This window comes from Pseudomonas sp. 21LCFQ02, assembly GCF_024129895.2.
Classification (GTDB): Bacteria; Pseudomonadota; Gammaproteobacteria; order Pseudomonadales; family Pseudomonadaceae; genus Aquipseudomonas.
Window position 1 is genome coordinate 5401058 of sequence record NZ_CM178749.1, and the last position, 21211, is coordinate 5422268.

The window sequence follows — 21211 nt, forward strand, 5'->3', positions numbered from 1 at the left end:
CGAATTTGAGTCGCGCTCAATGACCGCTTGAATGATCGACAGCAGGGCCTGGCAACCTGCGGGAACCAGCCAGCCGGGGGCGCCACTCAGGCTCAGGAAAATTCCTTGTTTTTCCTCTGAACCGGAGAGCCACATGCCCCCATCAATCCAGAACACCCCGACGGCTGCCCAGCTCCATGGCCCGCAGACGGTCGGCCATAACCCGCAAGGTCTGCAACAGCAGGCCAACCAGCCAGCGACCCAGCGCGCGTCCACCTCGCTGGCTCAGCTCATGCGCCAGTCATCAGGGCCGCTGCCGTCCTTGACTCAGGATGTGCAGGCGACGCCACGCCAAGGTCCGGCGGCCAGCCCCGGAGCCCTGCTCACGGCAGCGCTCGACCCGGAAGATGCGGCGGTGCGCGCCGCCGTGCAGGCAACCCGTGGTCCGGGAGCCAAGCTGCGTGGCGCCGATGGCTTTGGCCGCTCGCTACCGGGCAGTGAACGCAAATCCTCGGCCTCGCCTGGCGATGCCGGCGCCAGCACATCGCGCAGCGAAGCCAGCGCCGCACTCCCCGCCAATGCGGTACTCGATCGCAGCCAGGCCGGGCGTTTTGTCGGCCTCGATGGCCAGATCGAGCGTATCAAGCTGCCGCCGTTGCCGGTCAGTGATGTAAGCCTGGATGCCAAGGGCCATGCCAGCTTCGAGCACTTTGACCCGCCGGCACTCAAGGACCTGTTGCAAAACACGCTGGGGCAGGAAGGCAAGACGTATCTGGCCCACAACCGCACCGAACAAGGCAACAAGCAGGTACTGCTGGAAGCCGATGGTCACCTGTTGCACCTGGAGCAGTCAGATACCGCCTTGGTGGTGATGCGCAGCAGTGACGGCCTGGCTCTGCCGGCTGGCAGCAAGCCCGGCAGCGTCGAGTTGTTCGGCAAGGACCAGAGCATGGGCCTGAAGGGCGATGAAGGCCCTGGCAAGACACTGCCGGACAAAGCCCTGCTGGCGCAGGTCAGCGGTGTCTATCAGGACCGCGACGGTCAGCAACTGCGCCTGCACGATGACAAACTGCAACAGCTGCACCCCGCCACCCGCAGCTGGAGCCCGGTGCCGCAAAGCGCCGGGCAGAAATTCAGCGAGCTGACCCACGGCGGCAATGGCCAGGTCTACGGGCGCAACAGCGACACCTTGATCGAGCTGTCCGGCGACAAGGGCCGGCATATGCATCTGCCGGGGCTGACCGCGCACTCGGTGGCCGCCGACGGCAGCGTGGCCATGCTGGCTGGCAAGGACACCCAGACCGTGCAAATTGGCAAGATGGGCGATGCCCAGCCGCTGCAAGTGACACTGCAACTGGACGGTGGCAAGGCCGAAGCCGCCCATGTCGGCCTGAGCCGCGACCGGCTGTTCGTCACTGACACCGAAGGCCGGCTGTACAGTGCCTCTCGCGAAGTGCTCAAGAACACCGACGGCGCTTTAAAGCTGCAACCGGAAACCGGCTACCAGCCGGCTGGCGGCAAGCTGGGCGCCCAGCACCAGGTGACCGGGTTCATGAGCGGCGCTGACGGCCAGTTGCATGTGCAGGTCAAGAACAATGCCGGGCAGACCCACTCGCACACGCTCGATGAGCAGAGCGCCAGCCTCAAGGGCGGCTGGAACCTCAGTGACGTGATCGTCATCGAGAACAAGCGCGGCCTGCCGGTTGCCAAGACGCCGCCCAACGAGAGCATTCACAACCTTGAACGCGGCGGCAGTATCGGTCTGGTCGATGGGCGCATTCAGAAATGGGACACCACTACCCAGGACTGGAAAGACACCGGCCTCAAGGACATCGACCGTCTGCAGCGCGGCACCAACGGCAGTGCCTTCGTGCTCAAGGAGGGCAAGCTCTCGCACCTGAAGGTCGAGCCGGACTACGCGAAAAACCCGTTCAATTCCCAGCACCAACTGACCCAGGCACCGCGCTCGACCAAGGTCGAAGTGGGTGATGAGCTCAAGGGCCTCGATGACCGAGTGATCAAGGCGTTTGCCGCCGTCACCGACAAGCAGTTCGTCGCCATGGATGACAGCGGGCGCATGACCGCTCACCAGGACAAACAGGACCCCAAAGAGCTGACCCGTCAGGGGCTCAACGGCGAGGTGGCCCACCTGGCGCTGGACGCCGACGGCACCCTGCATGCCCAAACCAGCAACGGCGAGCTGTACTTCATGGCCAAGGACGACTGGCAGGCCAAACCGCAGGAACGTCCCGACGCCAAGTGGACGCGGATGCCGGTACCGGGCAAGGTCGAGACCCTGCGCACCGAGGACGACAACAGCATCAGCGTCAAGCTCAAGGAGAGCCCGCTCAGCAACGGCCAGGACACCTTCAATCTCAAGGGCAAAACCTGGTCGCCGATGGACCCGCGCCCGGTCGATCCCAATGCCCTGCGCGAACTGTTCGACCGTCTCGACAATGGCACCACGCGCTGGAAAATTCCGTTTACCGGCGGGACCGCCACCGCATCAGTCAATCTGCTGGGGCGCAATGGCATGGAGCAGTCGCACAAGTCTGGCACCATGGACTTCATCCGCGCCCATGTGTTCAAGCCGAGCCTGGAAATACCGCGCCCGCTGCAGAACATGGGTGACTATGCCCAGCACCTGTGGCAGGGCCGCGAGGGGCTGGGCGATGTGTATAAGGCCCAGGCACCGCTGTTCAAGCAATTGAGCGAGATCGACACATCGACCAGCGCGCCCGCCGCCGGCCACAACCTTAAAGACCGCATCGCCAGTCTGGAGCTGGGCAGCGAAGGCAAAACCCTGGTTGACGAGTTGCAGACCTTCCGTGAAGACCTGGAAAAGAGCGCCCACGGTACGGTCATGCATATGGGCCGGGAGAAGAAGCTGCTCAACCTGCACGGCGAGTTCAAAGAGGGCCTCAAGGACAAGCCGCCGTCTGCGCCGCGTGACAACGATTTGATCACTCTGGCGAGCACCACCCTCGACAAGCTCGCGCCATCGCAGGACAACCCGACCGGCAAGCTGCTGCAAGACTTGAAGGGCAAGGGTATGACCCTGTCGCACATGGCCGTCGACACCCCGGCCGATCAGCGCCGCGACGGCGGTAACCATCTGCAATTAAGCAAGGCCCGCCTGGCGCTGGACATCGTGACGCTCAAGGGGCTCGATGAGCTGGTCGACAAGGCGCAGAACCCGCCACCCGGCACCGACCCGGCCGCGCATGCCAAAACCCTCAAGGCCGGGCTGGAGCAGTTGCGCGACAAGACCTACGGCGAGAACCCGATCAAGCAGGTCACCGACATGGGCTTTTCCGGCCACCGCGAGCTGGAAAAAACCTATAACGGGATCAAGGCATTCCTCAATGGTTTCAACGACCCGCAGCACGCCATCAGCGTCAATATGCGCGCCGCCACCGGCAGCGCCGACCAGGCCCAGTTGGCCGCCACCCTCAAGGATTCGCTCAAGCGCCTGGAGCACCCTGACGATGAGCTGGCGATTTCGCGCAATTACGGCATGACCGTCAGTACGCCGTTCTTCAACCTGGCGAAACTGGCCCCTGGTCCCTGGCCCGCAGGCTCTGTGGACGGCACCCGCAATTACGCGCTGATGGCCGAGCGTGGCGAGAAAGGCGTCGAGGTGTACATGTTTCACGAAGGCGCTGGCACGCTCAATGCCGGGGTCGGGGGCGGGGAAAACTTCCTGCCCAATATCACCAGCGCCGACCAGCTCGCCAAAATGACTGCAATAGACACTGGCAATGACCGGCGTGGCGCGTTTGCCTTTCGGTTCGGCGGCGATGTGACGCTGTCCGACAGCAAGACCCAGCGCACCGGGGTGGCCTTCACGGTGCCTGACGAGAAGATTGATCGGTTTGTCGACGATCTGTTCGGCGGCAAGCTCAAGCCCATGGATATCCTTAAAGAGGCCAGCAACCACAAGTCGCACCACATGAGCCGCAACAACTTCGAGGTCAACGCCAGCGCCACCCTGGAGGCCCGTCTGCAACTGGGCATTACCGACAAGGACAGCAAACCGCTGACCGCCGCGGCGCGCTTTGGGGCCGGGGTCACGGTCAACGTCAACCTGGCGACCCACACCAAACAGACCCTGAGCCAGGAAAACCCCAAGGAACGCCTGGATGAAGAGTCAAAAAACCGCATGCGGTTTTTCAACAGCCTCAAGGGCAATGTCTTCGGCCGCGCCCAGCTGGCCGGCAGTAACACCCAGGCCGCCCCAGCCCCCGGCGCGGCCCCGTCATCCCAGGCAATCAACAACAGCATGGGCCTGACCGCCACGCTGGCGGCAGACTCCAAGACCACCAAACGGGTCAAGTTCAAGTACGAAGAGGCCACGCCACTGAGCACCGAGGACGTGACCAAGCTCTCGACCAGTCTGGAAAAGGCGTTCAAGGACAAGGCTTCGCAAACTGAACTGACCCGTCTGGCCGACGGCAAGCAGCCGATGTACTCAGGCGCTGACGACAAGGACAAGGCCCGCTTGCAACTCAAGGGGCTCAATGATTTCTTCGCAAGCAAACCGGCGCACAACGACGATCAATACGCGGCCCTGCGTGACCTCAAGCGCGCCGTGGCGCGCCAGGATGCCTCGCTGGAGCGCCATAGCGTGCTGGCCAACGCACGCTTCGAGAGCAGCTACACCAACCTTTCGCGGCTCGACGAACAGAGCGTGGCGTCGAAGATCCTCAGCGTGGTCAATCCCCATCACGCACCGAGCAACGCCGAGAACGTTGCCAAACTGCTCGATCAGGACCCGACCCTCAAGTCGATCCTCAAGGACCTGCAGAACAGCAAAGGCACCCTGGCCCGCGTGCGCCTGGAGCCCAAGGACTCGGTGATCGACCGGATCGACCAGGGCAGCCGCGACGGCAGCCTGACCCAGAAAGAACTGAGCAAGCTGCTCGAAGACCGCGACAACATGCGGATCAAGGCCATCACGGTGTTCAAGTCCGCCGCGCAAACAGATGGCTTCACCACGCCGCTGCCGATCTTGAGCGGCACCAGCAGCACCTCGGTGGGGGTGACCAAGGTGGTCGGCAAGATCAACTTCAACTACGGCGAAGATCAGGACAAACCGAAAAACTACTTCGTCGACGGTGACCTGGCCCGGCCCTCGAAAACCCAAAGCGACCTGGCCCAGGCGCTGAAGAAGGAGGGGCTTGAACTCAAGAGCTGACCCGGCTGTGCATCCCTTGTTCGCGGCATCGGCCGCGAACAAGGCTTTACCCCCCGACATCCTCTGGAGCTTTCGCAATGAACGCTGCTTTTTACCCCCTCGACGACTTCCCTCCCCTGGCCAGGCTGGCCGATCACTGCGCGCTGATCCAGCGCGAAGTGGCGGCGCTGCAGGCCCCGCTGCTGGACATCGACCGCACCGACAAACCTCACCAGCAAGTGCACGCCGAACTGGACGAACATCTGCGCCAGGGCGGCAGCTACGGCTGGCTCAAGGGCTGGGGCGCGGCCGGCGGCAATCGGGACTGGACCCAGTACCCGCTGCTGTTTCAGGACACCCCGCTGGCGCCGGCGCTGGCCGCCCTGCCGCAGACCCTGGCCTTGCTGCAGACCCTGGACGGCATCAAGGTGGCGTCGCTGGCCCGGCTCGCGCCGCACAGTTTTCTCAGCACCCATCGCCACCCGGAGATTCGCGCCGAGGGGCTGCTGCAGATGCACCTGACCCTCAGCGCCGCCAGCGAGGCCAACTATGCCTACCTCAACGTCGCCGGCCAGTTTCATCAGCACCAGGCAGGCAGTGCGGTGATCTTCGACGGCTCGCAGGATCACTTCGTGGTCAATGCCAGCCAGGCGCCACGGACCATTTTGTACCTGGAGTTCAACAAGGCCCGCGCCGGCCGCTGAAGGAGGTCGCCGGTTAGCGCTGGCGACAGATCCACAACAAAAAAAACGGGCTCATCCGAGCCCGTTTTGCTGTTGCCTGGCTGCCTGGCCGCTAGCCTTGGCGCTTTGCCGACGCTTCCAGCAAGCGGTCAGTCAGCAAGCGGACGATCCAGAACGCGGTCAGCGAAGCATCGCCGCGCAAAGGGTCGGTTCCGGCACTGCGTTTGAAATCCGGCTCCAGGCTGTCGATGTAGTGGTCCAGATCGAAGCGCTCGCTGGCCCGTTGACCCGGCCGGTCAAGCGCTGCCTGCAGGCGTTGGCTGACCAGCCCGATGGCGTTTTCCAGAGCCTGGCGCTGGTGCGCGGTGACGTAACCGCCACCGCGTACCAGTGCAGCCCAGGAGTTCGGGGTCGACAACTCGCGTGGCTGCGCTGGGGTCATCTTAAAGCTCCTTGTGGTTGGTCGATCCTGGCAGTTTGCTGAAGGCATTCTGCACGTTGTTCAGATCGATGTTCTTGGTGGTCAGGTTCAGGCCTTCGCTGTCGCTCTTGACGAAGGAGAACTTGCCGTTCTCGGCGCTGATGTTGCTCAGGTCCAGGTTCCAGTTGCCCTGCTGGCCACCGTTGGTGCGCATGAAGGTGCCGAAGTCATTGACCTTGAAGTTGTCGACCTTCACGTTGGCGTCGGCATTGAGCTGGAAGACCTTGTCGTTGGCGCCCTGGGCACTGCTGTTGGTGATGTTCAGATTAGTCACCTTGGCACCGCCCTCACCCTTGACGGTCAGGGCATCCTCACCGACGTTGGTCCAGTGCACGTTGTCGACGTTCACGGCTTTCTCGTTGCCGGCCCGTACATGCACGCCGTCGGCGGCATTGTCACCGAACACGACGTTCTTCAGGGTGGCGCCCTCGGCCAGCTCGAAGATCGGCTTCTGGCCTTCGCCTTGTCCGCCATCACCCAGGCTTGGCCCGGCGGTGAAGGTCTTGCCCTGGCCATCGAAGACTTCGCCCGGACCAACCTTGATAGTCTGGTTGACCACGGTCGGGCTGCCCGAAGCGGTCGGGAAGCTGACCGGACCGGCCGCGCTGCTGCCGCCGGCGGCAGGTGCGCCCGGTGTAGCGGTGGCGCCCGGCGTGGCCGTTGCACCTGGGGTTACGCTGGCGCCTGGAGCAGCGGGCGCGGCTGGAGCGGCGACACTGCCACCGCCGCCGCCCCCTTCACCACCGCCACCACCAGCGCCCGCAGGAGCCGCCGGCATCGATGGCGTGCTGACCGGCGCAGCACCACCGCCACCGCCCGCGCCGACCGGCGAAGCCGAACCACCACCACCGCCGCCCGCGCCGCTGGCTGGCTGGCCGAAGGTTTCCGGATGGCTGTCCATGAACTGGCCAATCATCTCCAGCAGTTCCTTGAGGCGGTCATCCTTGGAGATCTGCCCGCCGCCATCGGCGGTCGGCGAAATCGAACCGTTCAGCGAACCGCCACCGAGGCTTTGCATCAGGGTATTGACCAGATCCTCGATACTGCCCGAACCTGAACCGCCACCTTGCGCACCGCCCAGACCCTGGCCACCGCCAAGTCCCTGCCCGCCACCGATGCCCCCCGCGCCCTGGCCACCACCGCCCTGGCCAGAACCACCCAGGCCGCCTTCGCCGCCCTTGGCCGAATCACCGGAGCCGCCGAGGATTTTTTCGAACAGCGCCATCAGGATCTGGGTCAGCAGTTCCTTGGCCGAGTCACCGCCTTCGGCAGCCGGGCCTTTACTGTCGCTGCCACCACCGGCACCGCCTGCGCCCTTGCCGCCTTGCAGCGACTCCAGCAACGAGCTGATGTCGCTCTGATTCGACTGGCTGGCCGAACCGCCGCCCTTGCTGCCGCTGAGCAACGCCTCGGCCAGAAAACCGGCCAGGTCTTCCAGCGACGACTGGCCGCCCTTGCCCGCCCCGGCAATACCGGTGGAGGCCAGTGACTGCGAACCGCCGATGCCGCTCAGCCCACCCAGTGCTCCTAGCCCGCCGCCTTGGGAGAATCCTGCAATGCTTGATAAATCTGCCATGTGCTGCCTCGCTCCATCGTTGAATGTGACCGGGGGCGTCAACCTGCCGCCTTGCCGGTAGCCCCGCCCCGAACCCTGCTGCGGGTTCTGCTGTAGAGGGGCTTGCGGCTATGTGGCAAACCGCCCCTGAGCAGTTCCCGCAAAATTTCGGCACCTCTAAAAACCTGGGCGAGGCCGTCAACGCGAGCCGGCTTTCTACGCAGCGAAGACGCGCGTAGCGCCATAGGCGCCCAGCCAGCAGCCAGTTTTTAGAGGTGCCCTTTCACGCCAGCAAGGACGCGTACTGGCTGCGGGTCTGGCGCAACTGTTCGGTAAAGCCGGTGACCAGGTCACAGAACTGTTTTTCGTCGAGCGTGGAGAGTTCACGTTGGGTGCACAGGCAGACGTTCTGCTGGTCCAGAGACAGCCAGCAGCCGCGCAATTTCGACACATCGAAGTTGATGTTCAAAAGATGTTGCAAGTTTTGCGGACTATTACGCAACAGGCCCAGGCGGGCATGAATGATCACATTATCCGAGTGGTCAGGAACTTCAATGATCGCCGCCTGGCGGCGATCATTGTCGTACAACGCGCAAACCCCGTTGTTGAGGGTCAGCGCGATACCGAGCATTTCACTTAAACGCGCCAGATACAATTGCACGTTACGTTGAGCGTGGGTCATTGGAGTGTCCTTCTGTCAGACGCAGCGCATAAAGGCGCCACAGCAAACAGTGCGTGGACAATTAGCGGTTAAAGTTCCAGCGCAACAGAACGCGGTCAGTGCCTGAAACCCGCCAATACCAATAATCGGTCGATCAGCCGTTGCAAATCATTGTCACTGCGATAATCACCCGCCAGTTCGTGCCAGACCACAAAGCGCTGCTGGCTGTCGAGGCACACGTAATAGCCTTCGTACGCCTCAATGCTCTCGAAACGGCGCCTGAGCGTGTCGGAAAACAGATTGGGACGCTGCGCCCGGCGCTCGATCGATAGCGCCAGCCCCCAGCCAACACTGGCGTCGTCATGGATGAAATCAACACCTGGCGACCATTGCCAGGTACTTGAGCGACCTTCCCGAATGGTCACGAAGAAGTCCCGTTGATCGGCGCTACGCAAAATCGTTTCAGTCATTCACAGGCACCGTGCTATAGGCAGCCGCGCCGTTGCGCAGTGCAGGCGACCACCAGACTTTCAGTTCAGAACTATTGGCGTCAACCCGCTGACAAGCCTCCGTTAAACAGGACTTTTCGGTTGACGCACACGCACTAATAAACACCGTGATAATAAACAAGGCAAGTCGTCGCACGTTGTTCATTGTCATTCCTCCCTTTTTTCCGACAGTGAGCCTATGCAGGTTAACGATAGGGTGACTCTAAAAATCAGGCGAGGCCGTCAGTACCAGGCAAACAATGGTCGGCGCGCGCTGGACTTTACCGGTTGTAAATGAGCATCACGCACGTGCCTGTTTTAACCCGGCGCTGACAACGCCGGTAGTTTTAGAGCTGCCCGCTAGTTCCGAGCCATCCTTGATAAAAACCTTGCAACAGTAACGTCATTACCGCACGCGGCTTCAGCCCCCCTCAGGGCGGGAGTATTGAAACTCTCACCGGTTTTTCAGGTACTGCAATCGTGGCCGCCGGCCGCGTGGCGACAAAGACTTCAACCGACTCACCGGGCTGCAGACTGGAGGCAGGCCATGCGCTGGCAGCGAGTGCCTGACTCGCTGAACATGAAGCCAGAGAAAACACCTGGGGTCTTGTACCGATGTTGCGTACCACGCCGACGCTGATTTCGAAACCGTTACCGGAAAACCACTGGCCGCGGGCGGTGTCGATCGCAAACGAAGCGTCCACTGTACACAGGTCGCGCAAGGCGGCACCAGATGATGACGATTTGACACCATCGGGAATACGTCCTTTCACCAGCTCAGCGAACGTCGTCGAGAGCGTCGCACGCATCTGTTCCCGACTGTCTGGGCGCTGGCGCCCGAGCGCCTTGTCCAGCGTGGGGCGATCCTGGCTGGCCACATAGCGGCCCGGGTCGACCTGGTCGCCGACCAGTCTCGGGGTGAGGATAAACAACCGCTCGCGGCGCGAGACCGACTGCCGGGTCGATGAGAACAACTTGCCCAGCACCGGCAGATCACCGAGCACCGGCACCTTGTCGTGCTGCTCGCCGTTTTCATCGACATGAAAGCCGCCAATCACCAACGAACGGTTTTCGGCCACCACAGCCTGCGTGCTGACCGTGCCGCGTTTGACATCCGGCGTCCGATCATCGCGCACCCGCTCCAGTTGCCCGTCTTCGATATCGACAATCAACTGAAAGCGCTGGCCGGTGCCGCCGGAGATGGTCCGCGGCACCACTTGCAGGCTGGTGCCGGCCGTCACCGGCTGGACATTGGCAACCCGCTCACCGGTGGTGGTGATGTAGGCGGTGCGGCTGAAATCGATCACCGCCGGCTGGTTCTCCAGGGTCAGCACCGATGGCCGGGCGATCACCGAAGCGGCGCCCTGGCCTTCGAGCGCACGAATATCGGCAAAGAAGCGCTGGAAATCATTGATGAACAGGGTTGAGGAACCACTGGTCAACAACGAACTGCCGAAGTTTACGGCTCCCGCCTGAGCCGACCAGTTCGACTCCAGGGCTGACAGCTGGGTACGGTCGATGTCGAGAATGATCGCATCGATCTCGACCAGGTTACTGGGCCGGTCAAGCTGCTCGATCAGTTGCTGATACATCTCCCGCTTGTCCGGGTCGTCGTAGATCAGCACCGCGTTGTTGCGCACATCGGCCACCACCCGACGATTGCCGACCGCTTTGGCCGGACGGCTGCGCGAGGGCTCGGCGGTGCGCTCGCTGGCCAGGTTGACGATCTTGCTGCGGGCCAGATCGGCCATGCCCTGCATGGACTGAATATTGGTCATCGGGTCGGCCGACACCGGCCCACCCGCTGGCATGCGCTGGGTATCGAGCATCTGTTCAAGCAGGGCCGCGACGCCGGGAATGCTCACCGACTCGTCGCGGTAGCGGATCTGCCGGTCAGCCACAGCGGCGTAGCGCAAGGGAAACATCATGACCTGGTGTTTTTCTTCGGTCTTGCGCTTTTCCTTGCTGAAGCTGCGGATCAATTCGATATAGCGCGGCGGACCGCTGACCAGCACCACCCCTTCGTCGGGCATCTCGCCCCAGCCGAAGCGTTTGTCGAGCAGGCCGATATCGGTCAGCGCCTGTTTGAGGTCTGGCGCGGCATCGGCCGACACTTCCAGCCGTTCGGACAACTGCGCCGATTGGGCACTGACATACAGCTTGCCGTTATAGAAAAACCACTGGAACTGGTGCTCGAGCGCCAGTCGGTCGAGAAATTCCTGGGCATTGGCCGAGCGTATCCGCGCATCCACCACGCCACTGACGCCACGGATATCCAGGCCCACACCGAACGAGCCGGCGAAGTCATTGAGCACCTTCGACAGCGGCGTCTGGCTCGCCTCATAAGCATAGGAGGCCTCGCGCCACTCCTCCGGTACCGCAGCGAGCGCTGCCGGTGCCTGACCGAACCACAGCGCCGTACACAACAACGGTTTTATCCAATGCCTGAACACAGGTTGGCTCCCAGTGAGAATGGATGGGCAACACGTCGTGGCGCAGCCGGAGTGCGCGGCAGCGCAGCCTCGAGCATCGAGGCCCAGACGTCGCGCTGATTGGCCAGCGCTTCAATGACCGCAAGCAGCGCCGGCGAGTCAAGCTGGCGCTGATGCTGGACCAGGCACAGGCCACGGGTTTCAGGGTCCAGCGCCAACGCCCCGCGAAAACGCATGCGGCTGGCGGCCGACAGCTTCAAGGCACTGACCAGCCCGGCCTCGTCACCGCGCCACGCCGTAGCCAGAGGCGCAATGAACGCCAGCCCGCTGCCACAGCGGCGCACCCGCATCAGCTGCTCATCAACCTGCAAGGCGAGCTCAGCATCACCACCGTCCAGCCAGCGCTCGACAGTGGCAATCAGCTCAGCGGATTTCATTCAGGATCGCCTTGGCCAAGTTGTGCTTGACCACGATCTCCTGGTTAGCCGCCCAACTGGCGGTGGACGCCTGACGCATGGCCGAGTTGAAGGCATGCCAGTCATCAGGCGAGAAAGCATCCAGATTCAGCGCGGCTGTATCCAGGTCTTTCTGGGTATGTTCAAAGTTGGCATCCAGGCGACGCCGCAGTGCATCGGAAGACAGCATGGCAATACTCCTTGATCCGGGTAACTGGGCAGTGAGTGGCGCAAGACCGGGTTTGGTTCCATGCCCGGCCGATGACCGGTCAGCACAGCGCCCTGCCGACGGGTCAAGGCAGGACGTGTTGCACCAGGCTGTGCCAGTCCAGATTGAATTCGCCGCGCTCGGTGCGCAGGCTCAACGCATCGGCGGCCAGACGCGGATCGCCCTGCAGGCTCCAGCCCTCACGGCCGCCGTGCTGCAGGCAGGTCGCCAATTCCTCAAGCCGCTCGGGGTGACAATGCAGACGCGCCAAAGGCTCGTCCGGCTGGGCGCTGAGCAGATGCCCCAGCACCGCCTCGATCCGTTGCAGCGGCGGCTGCTCGTTCAATACCTGCTGCACAGCGGCGCTGACCAGTTCGCGAGCGACCTCCAGCATCGCGGCTTCGCGACGCTGATGCTGGTCGCGCAAGTCTTCAAGCAGTGCCAGGGATTGGTCGAGCACTTCGGCCCGCGCCTGCTCCTCGGCCTGACGGCCCAGCAGCAACGCTTCGCTGCGCGCCTGGTCGAGGATTTGCCGGGCCTGGGCCTGGGCCTGCTGCACCAGTTGTTCGGCCAGCCGACAGTCATCGAACAGTTCACGAGGCAGCAGTGACCCGGTCACCGTATGCCGGTCGCCGGGAAAAGTCAGGGTACGGCGGGTCAGCATGACCATCTCCTCAATCAGTCAGTTGCCCTGGATACCTGCCAGCTCAGCGCATGCCACAAGGCCCGCAGGCGTGCATGCGGAATCTGCTCGACCGCCAGTTGTTCGGCTGCCTGCACGGCGTCACGGGCAAATTGCAGGCGCAGACGTGACCACAGGGTTTCTCCGGCCCAGGCACGCAACAGGCAAAGGCCGGCGGCTTCGGGCCCTGCGCCATACCACTGGGCCGGCAGCCATTGCCCCGGCTGCAACGCCTGGCCCAGCCGCTGACACCAGCGTTGCGTGCGCTCATCCAGTCGATGACGTCGACCACCGCTGGCACCGGCACACACTGCCACGCACAGTTCGAACACCCGCTGCCACTGCTCGGCATCGAACGGTAACAAAGGCAGCAGCAGTTCATCCGGTGGCGGAGGAACACTGGCGGTCATGCCCATGCAACGGTCAGCCAGCGCCGCATCGCGTTGCAGCATCAGTGTCAGGGTTGGCTGGTCGAAATCAGCCGTGGCGGGCAGTTGCCAGGTTTCATGGGCTTGTCGCCAGCCCTGGGCCCACCAGCGAACCCAGCTCAGCGCCTGTGGCGCATCCGGGGTCATCGCTCAGCCCCTTGAGTGGCGCCAGCCGCTTCGGGACGTCGCGACAGCCGCTGCAACCAGCGCGGGTTGAGAGCAAACAGGCCGCCAAGCAGCAACGCGATACCGAACGCTGACAGACCAAGAATCCATTGCCAGAACTCCAGGCGCTCACGGGTCAGCTCAAACGGCCCGAGGCTGACCCGTTCGACGGTCTGCCGGTACTCCTGAGAAGGCACGAAGACCACCGCAAGTTTCTTGTCATCAGCGCCGGCCATGCCCGGAATACTGCTGGCGACCATGCGCCGGATACGCGGCAAGACGCTGTCGGGTTCCATGCCGTCGCGGTGCTTGATAAACACCGCGGCCGAGGCTGGCTGTACAGGTTCGCCAGGGGCGATGCGTTCGGGCAACACCACATGCACCCGGGCCACCACCACGCCGTCGATCTGCGAGAGTGTCTGTTCCAGCTCCTGGGACAACGCATAGATGTAGCGGGCACGCTCTTCGAGCGGCGAAGAGATTACCCCCTCCTTGCGAAACACCTCACCCAGGCTCGAACGCGAGCGGCGCGGCAGACCGACCGCCTCCAGCGCGCGTACCGCCCGGGAAATGTCCTGCGCCGCCACCAGTACCGACACCGAGCTTTTGTCCAGGCGCTTGTAGGCACTGATGTTCTTGTCGGCCAACTCGGCCATGATCTCGTTGGCATCCTGCTCGGTCAGGTCGCGATGCAGTTCCATACGGTCACCACAGCCGGCCAGCGCCAGCACTACCGATAACAGGGCGAGCAGCCTGATTACCTTGGGATACATAGCCCCGCCCTATTGCAGACTGGTCAGTTTTTCCACGCTTTGCGCCGCCTTGCTGACCAGTTTGGCGCTGAGCATGCTTTCAAGGTAGAACGACGACAGCGAACGGTTGGCCTGCATCATCTGCTGCGGGTCGACCGAGCCGGAGACACGCTGCAACTGCCGGTTGATCCGTTCGGCGTCTTTCTGAAATGCGGAGGTGGCCTGCAATACCGGCGACACCTCACTGGCCGGTGACGCCGCCGAACGTGGCGCGGCGGGCTGCATGGCCGCACTGAACCAGGCGATATCCGCCGAGGCAGGCGCAACATTCGATGTCAGCTCGGTATCCACAAGATTTGCGGAATGGGTTGATACACGGTTAACAGCCATGTTTTGCTCTCCTGCCTGGACGAAAAGGCACCTGAAAAGTCGTGCGGATCAGCCGCGTGATTCGGTCACGCTCTGCTGCACCAACACAGACAGAATGTTGCCGGCCGCGATACTGGCGTCGGTTTTCAGGGTGTTGCCAGCCCCGCCATTCTGAAAGTTCTGTTGCGCATCAGGAAACAGGCCACCCAGCGAGTTGCCCTCGGCACTGCCTTTGATTTCGCCCTTGATCATGTCAATGGCCTTCATGTACTGCTGGCTCTCGGCCTTGGACATCACGAAGTCGCCCTCGGACAGCTCACCCATCCAGTCCTTGGATTTGCCGTCCGGCTTGCCGAACTCCTCAGGGTGCATGTCCATGAAGCGCGAGATTTCCTTGAGGACATCTTTATCTTCAGGGTTGAAGCTCATCATGCCGTTAGTGTTGCCCTTGACCAAGGCACCGATCGAGGCAGGCTGCGAGGCGACCGGCTTGAGCAGGTTGTCGAGTTTTTCCTCGCCAAGACTGCCCAGCAACGAGCTCAGCAGACTCTGCAGGCCACCGCCGGCACCAGCACCGCCAGCCCCCGCCAGGGAATTGCCGCCCCAGCCCTGATTGCAGCCCGCCGAAGGGCTCGCGGCGCCGCGCGAACCGCCCAGGCCACCCTGGCCCAACGAGCCTTGTCCAAAGGCGCCCTGGCCGCTGGTGCCTTGACCGATGGAGCTTTGGCCCGAAGAGCCGCCACTGAGGAATTCACTGATCAGCCCTTCCAGGCCTTTGGTGAAGGCGGCCTTTTCCCGGCCGTCGAGGTAATTGTCTTCGCTGAGCTCATCGCGCCAGCCGTCGACCCGGCCATTGGCATCGTGCGGTTTGCCGTACTTTTCAGGGTTGCGGTCCATGTGATCGGCAACCATGCCGATCAACGGGTTGTCAGCGTTGCGGATATTGGCACCGCTGCCGCTCTTTTCCAGCAGCGCGTCGCTGAGCAGCGAGGCGATCTGACCCGCCGCCTCACTGGAGCTCGATTGCAGGGCGCTGGTCTGGGTGCTGGCGAAGGTGCTCTGAAATGCACCGGCCTGTGGCCCGCCTATTGAAGAAGAAAACATAGTCCACTCCTTGAATGCACTGGGGTAACCCCTCCCGACGCGGGCCGGGAGGGGAACACGACGATCAGTAGTTGATCGCCTTACCGGTTTGCTGAGCGGCGTTCTGCGCCTTGGTGGCCGAGTCCTGGTAAGCGCTGGCGATACCGTTGACGGTATCGGTCATCATCTTGTTGGATTGGGCTTCGGCGTTCATGGTGGTGGTTGCCGCAGCGGTGGCATCCATTTTGGTCATTGCAGCCATCGAAGCGCCGAGGGAAGCGGTACCAGCCATAGTGATTACTCCTGATCATCGAAAGTGTTGAACACCGGATGTGATGTTCGAACAGTGAGTGGCCGATTTTCAGAAGCGGTTCCACATGACCCCGCATTCAGGATTCAGAAGCGTTGATGCTCAGGCTCTTCATGCGGTGATAGAGGGTGCGTTTGGGAATACCCAGTTCAGTGATTACCGACTCGATATTGTTGGGATGACGTGCCAGGCATTCCTGGATTACCGCCTTTTCCAGCGCCCGCAGGTAATCACGCAGGCGTGCCGAGGACTCATCGAGCAAGCCGCCAGCCAGCCCCTGCAGCGCCGGCATGCCCAACACGAAGCGCTCGGCGGCGCATTTGAGTTCGCGGATATTACCCGGCCAACGGTGGCCGAGCAGGCTTTTGAGCAGGTGCGGATCGCGCTCCGGAACCGGCAGGCGATGCCGGCTCGCCGCTTCACCGACAAATTGCTCGAACAACCGATGCAAGTGCTCAAGCCGCGAACGCAGTGTCGGTAACTGGATCTTGATGACGTTAAGACGAAAGAACAGATCGCGCCGGAACTTGCCTTCCTCGACCAGTTTCTCAAGGGGGGTCTGAGTGGCGACAATCACTCGTAAGTCAAGCTCGACAAAACGCGTCGACCCCAAACGCTCTATTCCACGCATCTCCAGAACACGCAGCAACTTGGCCTGGAGTAACAGCGGCATGCTGTCGATCTCGTCAAGATACAACGTGCCATGATTAGACGCTTCGATATAACCGGCACGCGATTTAGAGGCGCCGGTGTAAGCGCCCGCCATCACCCCGAACAATTCGCTCTCGGCCAGTTGCTCGGGAACCGCTGCGCAGTTGAGTGCCACCAACGGACCGGGACGCCCTGATAGTTGATGAATGCGCCGCGCCAGCGTGTCTTTGCCAGTGCCCGTCTCGCCTTCAAGCACCATGTCGACATTAAGCGGCGCGGCCTTGCGGATGAACGACTGCAGGGTACCAAATATGTCGAGGACCTCGTGCTCCATCTTCGAAGCGTCATTGCTCATAGAGTCCCCGTTTCATCCAAGCCCCTTACTGATGATCAGCAATTCCATTGAACAACAGGACAGCGTCAGCCGTACTTTTGCATGCAAAAGCAGACCGTCACCTAACCTCTGTTTACGATCACCCGCCCGGAACAGCCCGGCTTCGCGAAAGGATTCAAGGGTGCAGACTGCCCCGGTTCCAGAGACACAGAGGGCCACCTTCCCTCATTGTGTTGCGGACCACTGTCAGCAGGACAATTGCCTGTTGGCCGGGCGTCTGCGGCGTTATGCGCGCCAGCGCTACGTTGACTGCCTCGCCCAGTTTTTAGAGGCACCCTATTACATCCAGACACTACTGCAAGCCGGTTGGCTGTCAGGCACAAGTAAGCCGCAGGGTATATACACGGCCAATCAGAATCGCGTGAACATTTTCTATTGCGTCGATAAATTTTTCCACTCATGAACGGCCCGAGTCACAATATATAAAGCTTTTGCAATGCTGATGGCAACCGGGACCAAAGCATTGACCAACGCCAATGACCAGGGCCTCTCTAAAAACCCGGGCCAGGCCAGCAGTACAAGGTAAAAACAGGCCAGCAACGATCTCCGGCATTGCGGGCAGCACTGGCGATAACTTGCGCAGTTAACCCCCCCATATTGCAGCGCCTGACGCAGCCGTGTGGCGGACTAATGCACAGCACTAACGGTACTTGTCAACAACGTCCAGAGCGGCAAATACCGGAAACAAAGTGGTGAATCCAATCAAGATTACCAAGTTGTTCGGAAAACCGAATACACATCCGGTTTTCCGAACAAAGTTAAAGAATTATTAATTACCGCCTGACGGCCTGCCCACCGGGGCCAGCGTATGCGAAGCTGGCGTCAGGTGCGTGATTTGCCAAATCGGTCGCATTTTCAGATCAGCGGGCGCGGCACGGAACGGCGGCAGCACCCTGCCTCGGAAAAACTGGTCATAAATCAACCACACAAACCAAAGCCTCTGAAAATAAAGCATTCAGCGAGTTATCCACAGACATACCCACGATTTTCGTGGACAACTTTTGACAGTTTTCGCAAACCCATATGACCAAAAAAAGCAAGCGCCACCCTCGCGCCTGCTGCCGCCGGCACTGTGCATATCACCCCCATGGGTTGATTTTGTCGGTGGCTGGCGTTGCAATGGCGTATTTGCGGACAATCCACCCAGCATGCGAGAACATTATCAGGTGGCCGTGCTCGGCCTGGGCGCGATGGGCGCTGCAACCCTTTATCAACTGAGCAAGGCCGGCGCCAACGTCATCGGCGTGGACCGCCATGCGCCGCCCCATACTCAGGGCTCCAGCCATGGCGATACGCGCATCACTCGCCTGTCCAACGGGGAAGGTCCGCAGTACCTGCCGCTGGTGCGCAGCTCTCATCGGATCTGGCGGGAACTCGAAGCACTGTCGGGTGAGGCATTGTTCGAGCAGTGCGGCGTGCTGGTGATGACCTCAAGCAGCGTATACGACCCGCACGATCCTGCAGATTTCACCCACCGCACCATCGAACTGGCCAAAACTTACGGCATCGAGCACCAGGTGCTGGACGCGGCACAGATTCGCCAGCGCTTCGGCCAGTTCAGCCCGGTGCTGGACAGCGCCATTGGCTACTTCGAACCGCAAGGCGGTTTTCTGCGCCCGGAACGCTGCATTGCCGTGCAGCTGCAACTGGCCGCGCAGCAAGGTGCGCAACTGCGCCTGAACGAGACCGTGCTGGCGCTTGAGAATGAAGGCATAGCGGTCAGGATCAGTACCGATCAGGGAGTGATTTATGCCGACAAGGTAATCGTCAGTGCCGGCATGTGGTCGGCCGGGCTGCTGGGCGCGCCCTTTGATGCTCTGCTGCGGGTCTGTCGCCAGACGCTTTACTGGTTTGAAGTCAGCGAACCGGCACGCTTCGCGGCGCAGTCACCGAGTTTCATCCTCACCCACGGACCGGCATTCAATGATGTGAGTTACGGCTTCCCGCCCCTGCCCGGCGAAGGCAGCATGAAAATTGCCACCGAGCAGTACGAGACAGCATGCGATCCATACTGTCTGGATCGTAATGTCAGCGACCAACAGATCGAGCAGATGTACCGCACTCAAGTTGCCGGGCGTTTTAGGGGGGTGGGTAGCCGGGCACTGAAGACCTCGGTGTGCGCCTACACCGTGACGCCCGATTACCACTTCATCATCGACGAGCACCCCTGCCTGCCTAACGTGACGGTGGTCTCGGCTTGCTCGGGGCATGGTTTCAAGCATTCGGCGGGGCTGGGCGAGGCGCTGGCTCAGCGCTGCATGAGCGGACGCAGCGAAACGGACCTGTCGGCGTTCAGCCTGCAACGTTTCAAGCGTTGAAAAAGCACAAAGCCCGCACGAGGCGGGCTTTGTTTTTTACGCGACAAACGATCAGTCGTCGCGGCTCATGATGCCGAAGATCTGCAACAGGCTGATGAACAGGTTGTAGATCGATACATACAGGCTGATGGTCGCCATGATGTAGTTACGCTCACCACCGTGGATGATCGCACTGGTCTGGAACAGGATGCAGGCCGAGGAGAACAGCACGAAACCTGCGCTGATCGCCAGTTGCAGACCGCTGATCTCGAAGAACAGACCGGCCACGACCGCTGCCAGCAGGACGAAGAAGCCTGCGGTGATGAAGCCGCCCAGGAAGCTCATGTCCTTGCGGGTGGTCAGCACGTAAGCCGACAGGCCGCCGAACACCAGTGCAGTCATGGCAAACGCCGAGCTGACCACTTCTGCGCCGCCGCTCATGCCCAGGTAACGGTTGAGGATCGGGCCCAGGATAAAGCCCATGAAACCGGTCAGGGCGAAGGTCGAAACCAGGCCCCAGACCGAATCACGCAGCTTGGCGGTCAGGAAGAACAGGCCATAGAAGCCGATCAGCACGACGAAGATGTTCGGGTAGCCAACACGCATTTGCTGGGCCACGAACGCCATGACGCCGCTGAAAGCGAGGGTGAGGGCCAGAAGGCCATAGGTATTGCGCAGGACACGACTGACTTCGAGCTGGTCGGCTTCCTGCACGCCGGTTTTAAGTAGGTAATCCTGTTCGCGCATCGCGAAGCTCCTCACTGTTGATAGCTTGCTGAAATGACAAGTTGCAAAGATCATATCAGAGGCGCCGCTCATCACCACCGGCAGAGTTTGACAGCTTGTTACATTCGGGTATTATGGCGCCCGCAACACATGTGGAGGTATGGCCGAGTGGTTTAAGGCAGCAGTCTTGAAAACTGCCGACTGTAACAGGTCCTAGAGTTCGAATCTCTATGCCTCCGCCATATTCGATAGCACAAAGCCCTGATCATTCAGGGCTTTGTCGTTTCTGGATGACGGGTTTTTCTTCCCGCCAGCTTGCCAGCTAAATTGCCTGGAACAGAAACCACGTAATGCCACGGCACCTCTCAGTGATGATGGCCTTCACCGACAAAGGTCAGGGATGTGAACAGGCTACGTTCCGAAATGGATTTTTCTTCAGTCGTCGGCACCCTGGCCTGGGCTGCGATGATGTTCAGTCCGGCATTACGAATGACGATACTGGCGCGCCCGTTTGCGTCGGTTTTAACGCTGCTTGCGTCCGGCATCCCGCGGTAATCATCGTAAAGGGCGATGTTTGCAGCAGGCTTACCATCGATAGTCACCTCCACCGGCAGAGGGTTACCAACCCCCACTTCCAGCGGGTCTTTCAACGGACGGATGACCATCGCCAATTTCAAGTTACCAGGCACCCGCGCGTGCGGTTCTAAAATTGCCAAGCTGTACTTGGCGCTGCGGCTGGAACTGATCGCACCCGGCACATCGGCCATCGGTGCATTGACAGACTTGCCTTGCTTGTCCTTGCTCCATACGCCGTTGTCGAGGGCCACGGTCACGATTGCCGGTCGTGCGATAGGCTGCAAACGTGCATGGTCGGCCAGTCGCTCGACGGTCATCGGTATCCCATTACCCCTCTCATCGTAGGCCCATACGCCTTTGATCTTTTCGGGTGCATAAGCTTCATCCTCTGCGCCATGGCCATAAACCACATCAAGGTGACCGTAGCGTTTTTCCGTCCAGATCCCGTGTGCGTGAGCGACGCCAGTGGCGAACACGCCCACGGCAACGGCTAGCGAAAGTGCAAGTTTCATGCGTTTTCCTGATCCCGTGAAAAAGAAAGTCTGGAGAGCTGCGGTGCTGTCTCAGCCTCTTGCCGATGCTCTGGCATGAGACAACACTTCAACACAAAGATATTGTTACGATATAACATATGCAATTCATTATGTTACCTCATAACAC

At 61.3% G+C, this 21211-nt stretch carries 19 protein-coding genes and 1 tRNA gene; 4 read left to right on the forward strand and 16 right to left on the reverse strand.

The window, feature by feature from the left end; all coding sequences use genetic code 11:
• Positions 1-133: 133 nt before the first annotated feature.
• Together NJC40_RS24410 and NJC40_RS24415 are read left to right on the forward strand one after the other, a co-directional pair.
• On the forward strand, positions 134-5176 hold the full coding sequence (locus NJC40_RS24410; RefSeq protein WP_253141069.1) for an AvrE-family type 3 secretion system effector: 5043 nt from the start codon (positions 134-136) through the stop codon (positions 5174-5176).
• A gap of 77 nt (positions 5177-5253) precedes the next feature.
• Positions 5254-5859, forward strand: a complete 606-nt coding sequence (locus NJC40_RS24415; RefSeq protein ID WP_045493037.1) for an aspartyl/asparaginyl beta-hydroxylase domain-containing protein — start codon at positions 5254-5256, stop codon at positions 5857-5859.
• A 91-nt stretch (positions 5860-5950) separates the two neighbouring features.
• On the opposite strand, the gene NJC40_RS24420 is transcribed toward NJC40_RS24415, so the two are convergent.
• The 14 genes from NJC40_RS24420 to NJC40_RS24485 form a co-directional block, all read right to left on the reverse strand.
• On the reverse strand, positions 5951-6280 hold the full coding sequence (locus tag NJC40_RS24420) for an HrpW-specific chaperone (protein ID WP_253111450.1): 330 nt from the start codon (positions 6278-6280) through the stop codon (positions 5951-5953).
• Between the two features lies 1 nt (position 6281).
• Positions 6282-7895: a pectate lyase gene (locus NJC40_RS24425; protein ID WP_290447674.1), complete on the reverse strand. Its 1614-nt coding sequence runs from the start codon at positions 7893-7895 to the stop codon at positions 6282-6284.
• Between the two features lie 262 nt (positions 7896-8157).
• Positions 8158-8556: a type III secretion system chaperone gene (locus NJC40_RS24430; RefSeq protein WP_045493042.1), complete on the reverse strand. Its 399-nt coding sequence runs from the start codon at positions 8554-8556 to the stop codon at positions 8158-8160.
• Between the two features lie 95 nt (positions 8557-8651).
• Positions 8652-9005 (reverse strand): hypothetical protein, encoded by a 354-nt coding sequence (locus NJC40_RS24435; RefSeq protein ID WP_045493044.1) that lies wholly within the window; start codon positions 9003-9005, stop codon positions 8652-8654.
• Between the two features lie 449 nt (positions 9006-9454).
• Entirely contained in the window at positions 9455-11476 is a 2022-nt protein-coding gene (gene sctC / locus NJC40_RS24440; protein WP_253141068.1) for a type III secretion system outer membrane ring subunit SctC, read from the reverse strand.
• Positions 11458-11892, reverse strand: coding sequence for a type III secretion system chaperone (locus NJC40_RS24445; RefSeq protein WP_253141067.1), 435 nt, complete (start codon positions 11890-11892; stop codon positions 11458-11460). The genes sctC and NJC40_RS24445 overlap by 19 nt, the downstream gene beginning before the upstream one ends.
• On the reverse strand, positions 11879-12100 hold the full coding sequence (locus tag NJC40_RS24450) for a serine kinase (RefSeq protein ID WP_045493049.1): 222 nt from the start codon (positions 12098-12100) through the stop codon (positions 11879-11881). The genes NJC40_RS24445 and NJC40_RS24450 overlap by 14 nt, the downstream gene beginning before the upstream one ends.
• 103 nt (positions 12101-12203) lie before the next feature.
• Positions 12204-12782 carry a type III secretion system stator protein SctL gene (sctL, locus tag NJC40_RS24455; protein ID WP_253141066.1) on the reverse strand — a complete coding sequence of 193 codons (579 nt, stop codon included), beginning with the start codon at positions 12780-12782 and terminating at the stop codon, positions 12204-12206.
• A 14-nt stretch (positions 12783-12796) separates the two neighbouring features.
• Positions 12797-13375 carry a hypothetical protein gene (locus NJC40_RS24460; RefSeq protein ID WP_045493053.1) on the reverse strand — a complete coding sequence of 193 codons (579 nt, stop codon included), beginning with the start codon at positions 13373-13375 and terminating at the stop codon, positions 12797-12799.
• Positions 13372-14166 (reverse strand): type III secretion system inner membrane ring lipoprotein SctJ, encoded by a 795-nt coding sequence (sctJ, locus tag NJC40_RS24465; protein ID WP_045493056.1) that lies wholly within the window; start codon positions 14164-14166, stop codon positions 13372-13374. The genes NJC40_RS24460 and sctJ overlap by 4 nt, the downstream gene beginning before the upstream one ends.
• A gap of 9 nt (positions 14167-14175) precedes the next feature.
• The gene (gene sctI, locus NJC40_RS24470; protein WP_253141065.1) at positions 14176-14535 is read right to left on the reverse strand and encodes a type III secretion system inner rod subunit SctI; all 360 of its coding nucleotides are present in this window, start codon (positions 14533-14535) and stop codon (positions 14176-14178) included.
• Between the two features lie 48 nt (positions 14536-14583).
• Positions 14584-15618, reverse strand: coding sequence for a DNA-binding protein (locus NJC40_RS24475; RefSeq protein WP_084710168.1), 1035 nt, complete (start codon positions 15616-15618; stop codon positions 14584-14586).
• Positions 15619-15682: 64 nt separating this feature from the next.
• Positions 15683-15889, reverse strand: coding sequence for a type III secretion system major pilin HrpA (locus NJC40_RS24480; RefSeq protein ID WP_045493062.1), 207 nt, complete (start codon positions 15887-15889; stop codon positions 15683-15685).
• 97 nt (positions 15890-15986) lie between these two features.
• Positions 15987-16913 (reverse strand): sigma 54-interacting transcriptional regulator, encoded by a 927-nt coding sequence (locus NJC40_RS24485; protein WP_045493065.1) that lies wholly within the window; start codon positions 16911-16913, stop codon positions 15987-15989.
• A 1187-nt stretch (positions 16914-18100) separates the two neighbouring features.
• On the opposite strand from NJC40_RS24485, the gene solA reads away from it, so the two are divergent.
• Positions 18101-19270 (forward strand): N-methyl-L-tryptophan oxidase, encoded by a 1170-nt coding sequence (gene solA, locus NJC40_RS24490; protein WP_253141064.1) that lies wholly within the window; start codon positions 18101-18103, stop codon positions 19268-19270.
• A gap of 51 nt (positions 19271-19321) precedes the next feature.
• On the opposite strand, the gene NJC40_RS24495 is transcribed toward solA, so the two are convergent.
• Positions 19322-19996, reverse strand: a complete 675-nt coding sequence (locus tag NJC40_RS24495) for a Bax inhibitor-1/YccA family protein (RefSeq protein WP_045493070.1) — start codon at positions 19994-19996, stop codon at positions 19322-19324.
• A gap of 133 nt (positions 19997-20129) precedes the next feature.
• Between NJC40_RS24495 and NJC40_RS24500 the strand changes: the two genes are divergently transcribed.
• A tRNA-Ser gene (locus NJC40_RS24500) sits at positions 20130-20217 on the forward strand.
• A gap of 123 nt (positions 20218-20340) precedes the next feature.
• Here NJC40_RS24500 and NJC40_RS24505 read toward each other — a convergent pair.
• Entirely contained in the window at positions 20341-21063 is a 723-nt protein-coding gene (locus NJC40_RS24505; RefSeq protein WP_253141063.1) for a DUF4198 domain-containing protein, read from the reverse strand.
• Positions 21064-21211: the final 148 nt, after the last annotated feature.

Coding starts and splice junctions, on each gene's coding strand:
- NJC40_RS24415 (WP_045493037.1), top strand. CDS start 5,254: ATGAACGCTGCTTTTTACCCCCTCGACGACTTCCCTCCCCTGGCCAGG.
- NJC40_RS24495 (WP_045493070.1), bottom strand. CDS start 19,996: ATGCGCGAACAGGATTACCTACTTAAAACCGGCGTGCAGGAAGCCGAC.
- NJC40_RS24450 (WP_045493049.1), bottom strand. CDS start 12,100: ATGCTGTCTTCCGATGCACTGCGGCGTCGCCTGGATGCCAACTTTGAA.
- sctL (WP_253141066.1), bottom strand. CDS start 12,782: ATGCTGACCCGCCGTACCCTGACTTTTCCCGGCGACCGGCATACGGTG.
- sctI (WP_253141065.1), bottom strand. CDS start 14,535: ATGGCTGTTAACCGTGTATCAACCCATTCCGCAAATCTTGTGGATACC.
- NJC40_RS24485 (WP_045493065.1), bottom strand. CDS start 16,913: ATGAGCAATGACGCTTCGAAGATGGAGCACGAGGTCCTCGACATATTT.
- sctJ (WP_045493056.1), bottom strand. CDS start 14,166: ATGTATCCCAAGGTAATCAGGCTGCTCGCCCTGTTATCGGTAGTGCTG.
- NJC40_RS24420 (WP_253111450.1), bottom strand. CDS start 6,280: ATGACCCCAGCGCAGCCACGCGAGTTGTCGACCCCGAACTCCTGGGCT.
- NJC40_RS24410 (WP_253141069.1), top strand. CDS start 134: ATGCCCCCATCAATCCAGAACACCCCGACGGCTGCCCAGCTCCATGGC.
- NJC40_RS24435 (WP_045493044.1), bottom strand. CDS start 9,005: ATGACTGAAACGATTTTGCGTAGCGCCGATCAACGGGACTTCTTCGTG.
- NJC40_RS24480 (WP_045493062.1), bottom strand. CDS start 15,889: ATGGCTGGTACCGCTTCCCTCGGCGCTTCGATGGCTGCAATGACCAAA.
- NJC40_RS24425 (WP_290447674.1), bottom strand. CDS start 7,895: ATGGCAGATTTATCAAGCATTGCAGGATTCTCCCAAGGCGGCGGGCTA.
- NJC40_RS24475 (WP_084710168.1), bottom strand. CDS start 15,618: ATGTTTTCTTCTTCAATAGGCGGGCCACAGGCCGGTGCATTTCAGAGC.
- NJC40_RS24445 (WP_253141067.1), bottom strand. CDS start 11,892: ATGAAATCCGCTGAGCTGATTGCCACTGTCGAGCGCTGGCTGGACGGT.
- solA (WP_253141064.1), top strand. CDS start 18,101: ATGCGAGAACATTATCAGGTGGCCGTGCTCGGCCTGGGCGCGATGGGC.
- NJC40_RS24460 (WP_045493053.1), bottom strand. CDS start 13,375: ATGACCCCGGATGCGCCACAGGCGCTGAGCTGGGTTCGCTGGTGGGCC.
- NJC40_RS24505 (WP_253141063.1), bottom strand. CDS start 21,063: ATGAAACTTGCACTTTCGCTAGCCGTTGCCGTGGGCGTGTTCGCCACT.
- NJC40_RS24430 (WP_045493042.1), bottom strand. CDS start 8,556: ATGACCCACGCTCAACGTAACGTGCAATTGTATCTGGCGCGTTTAAGT.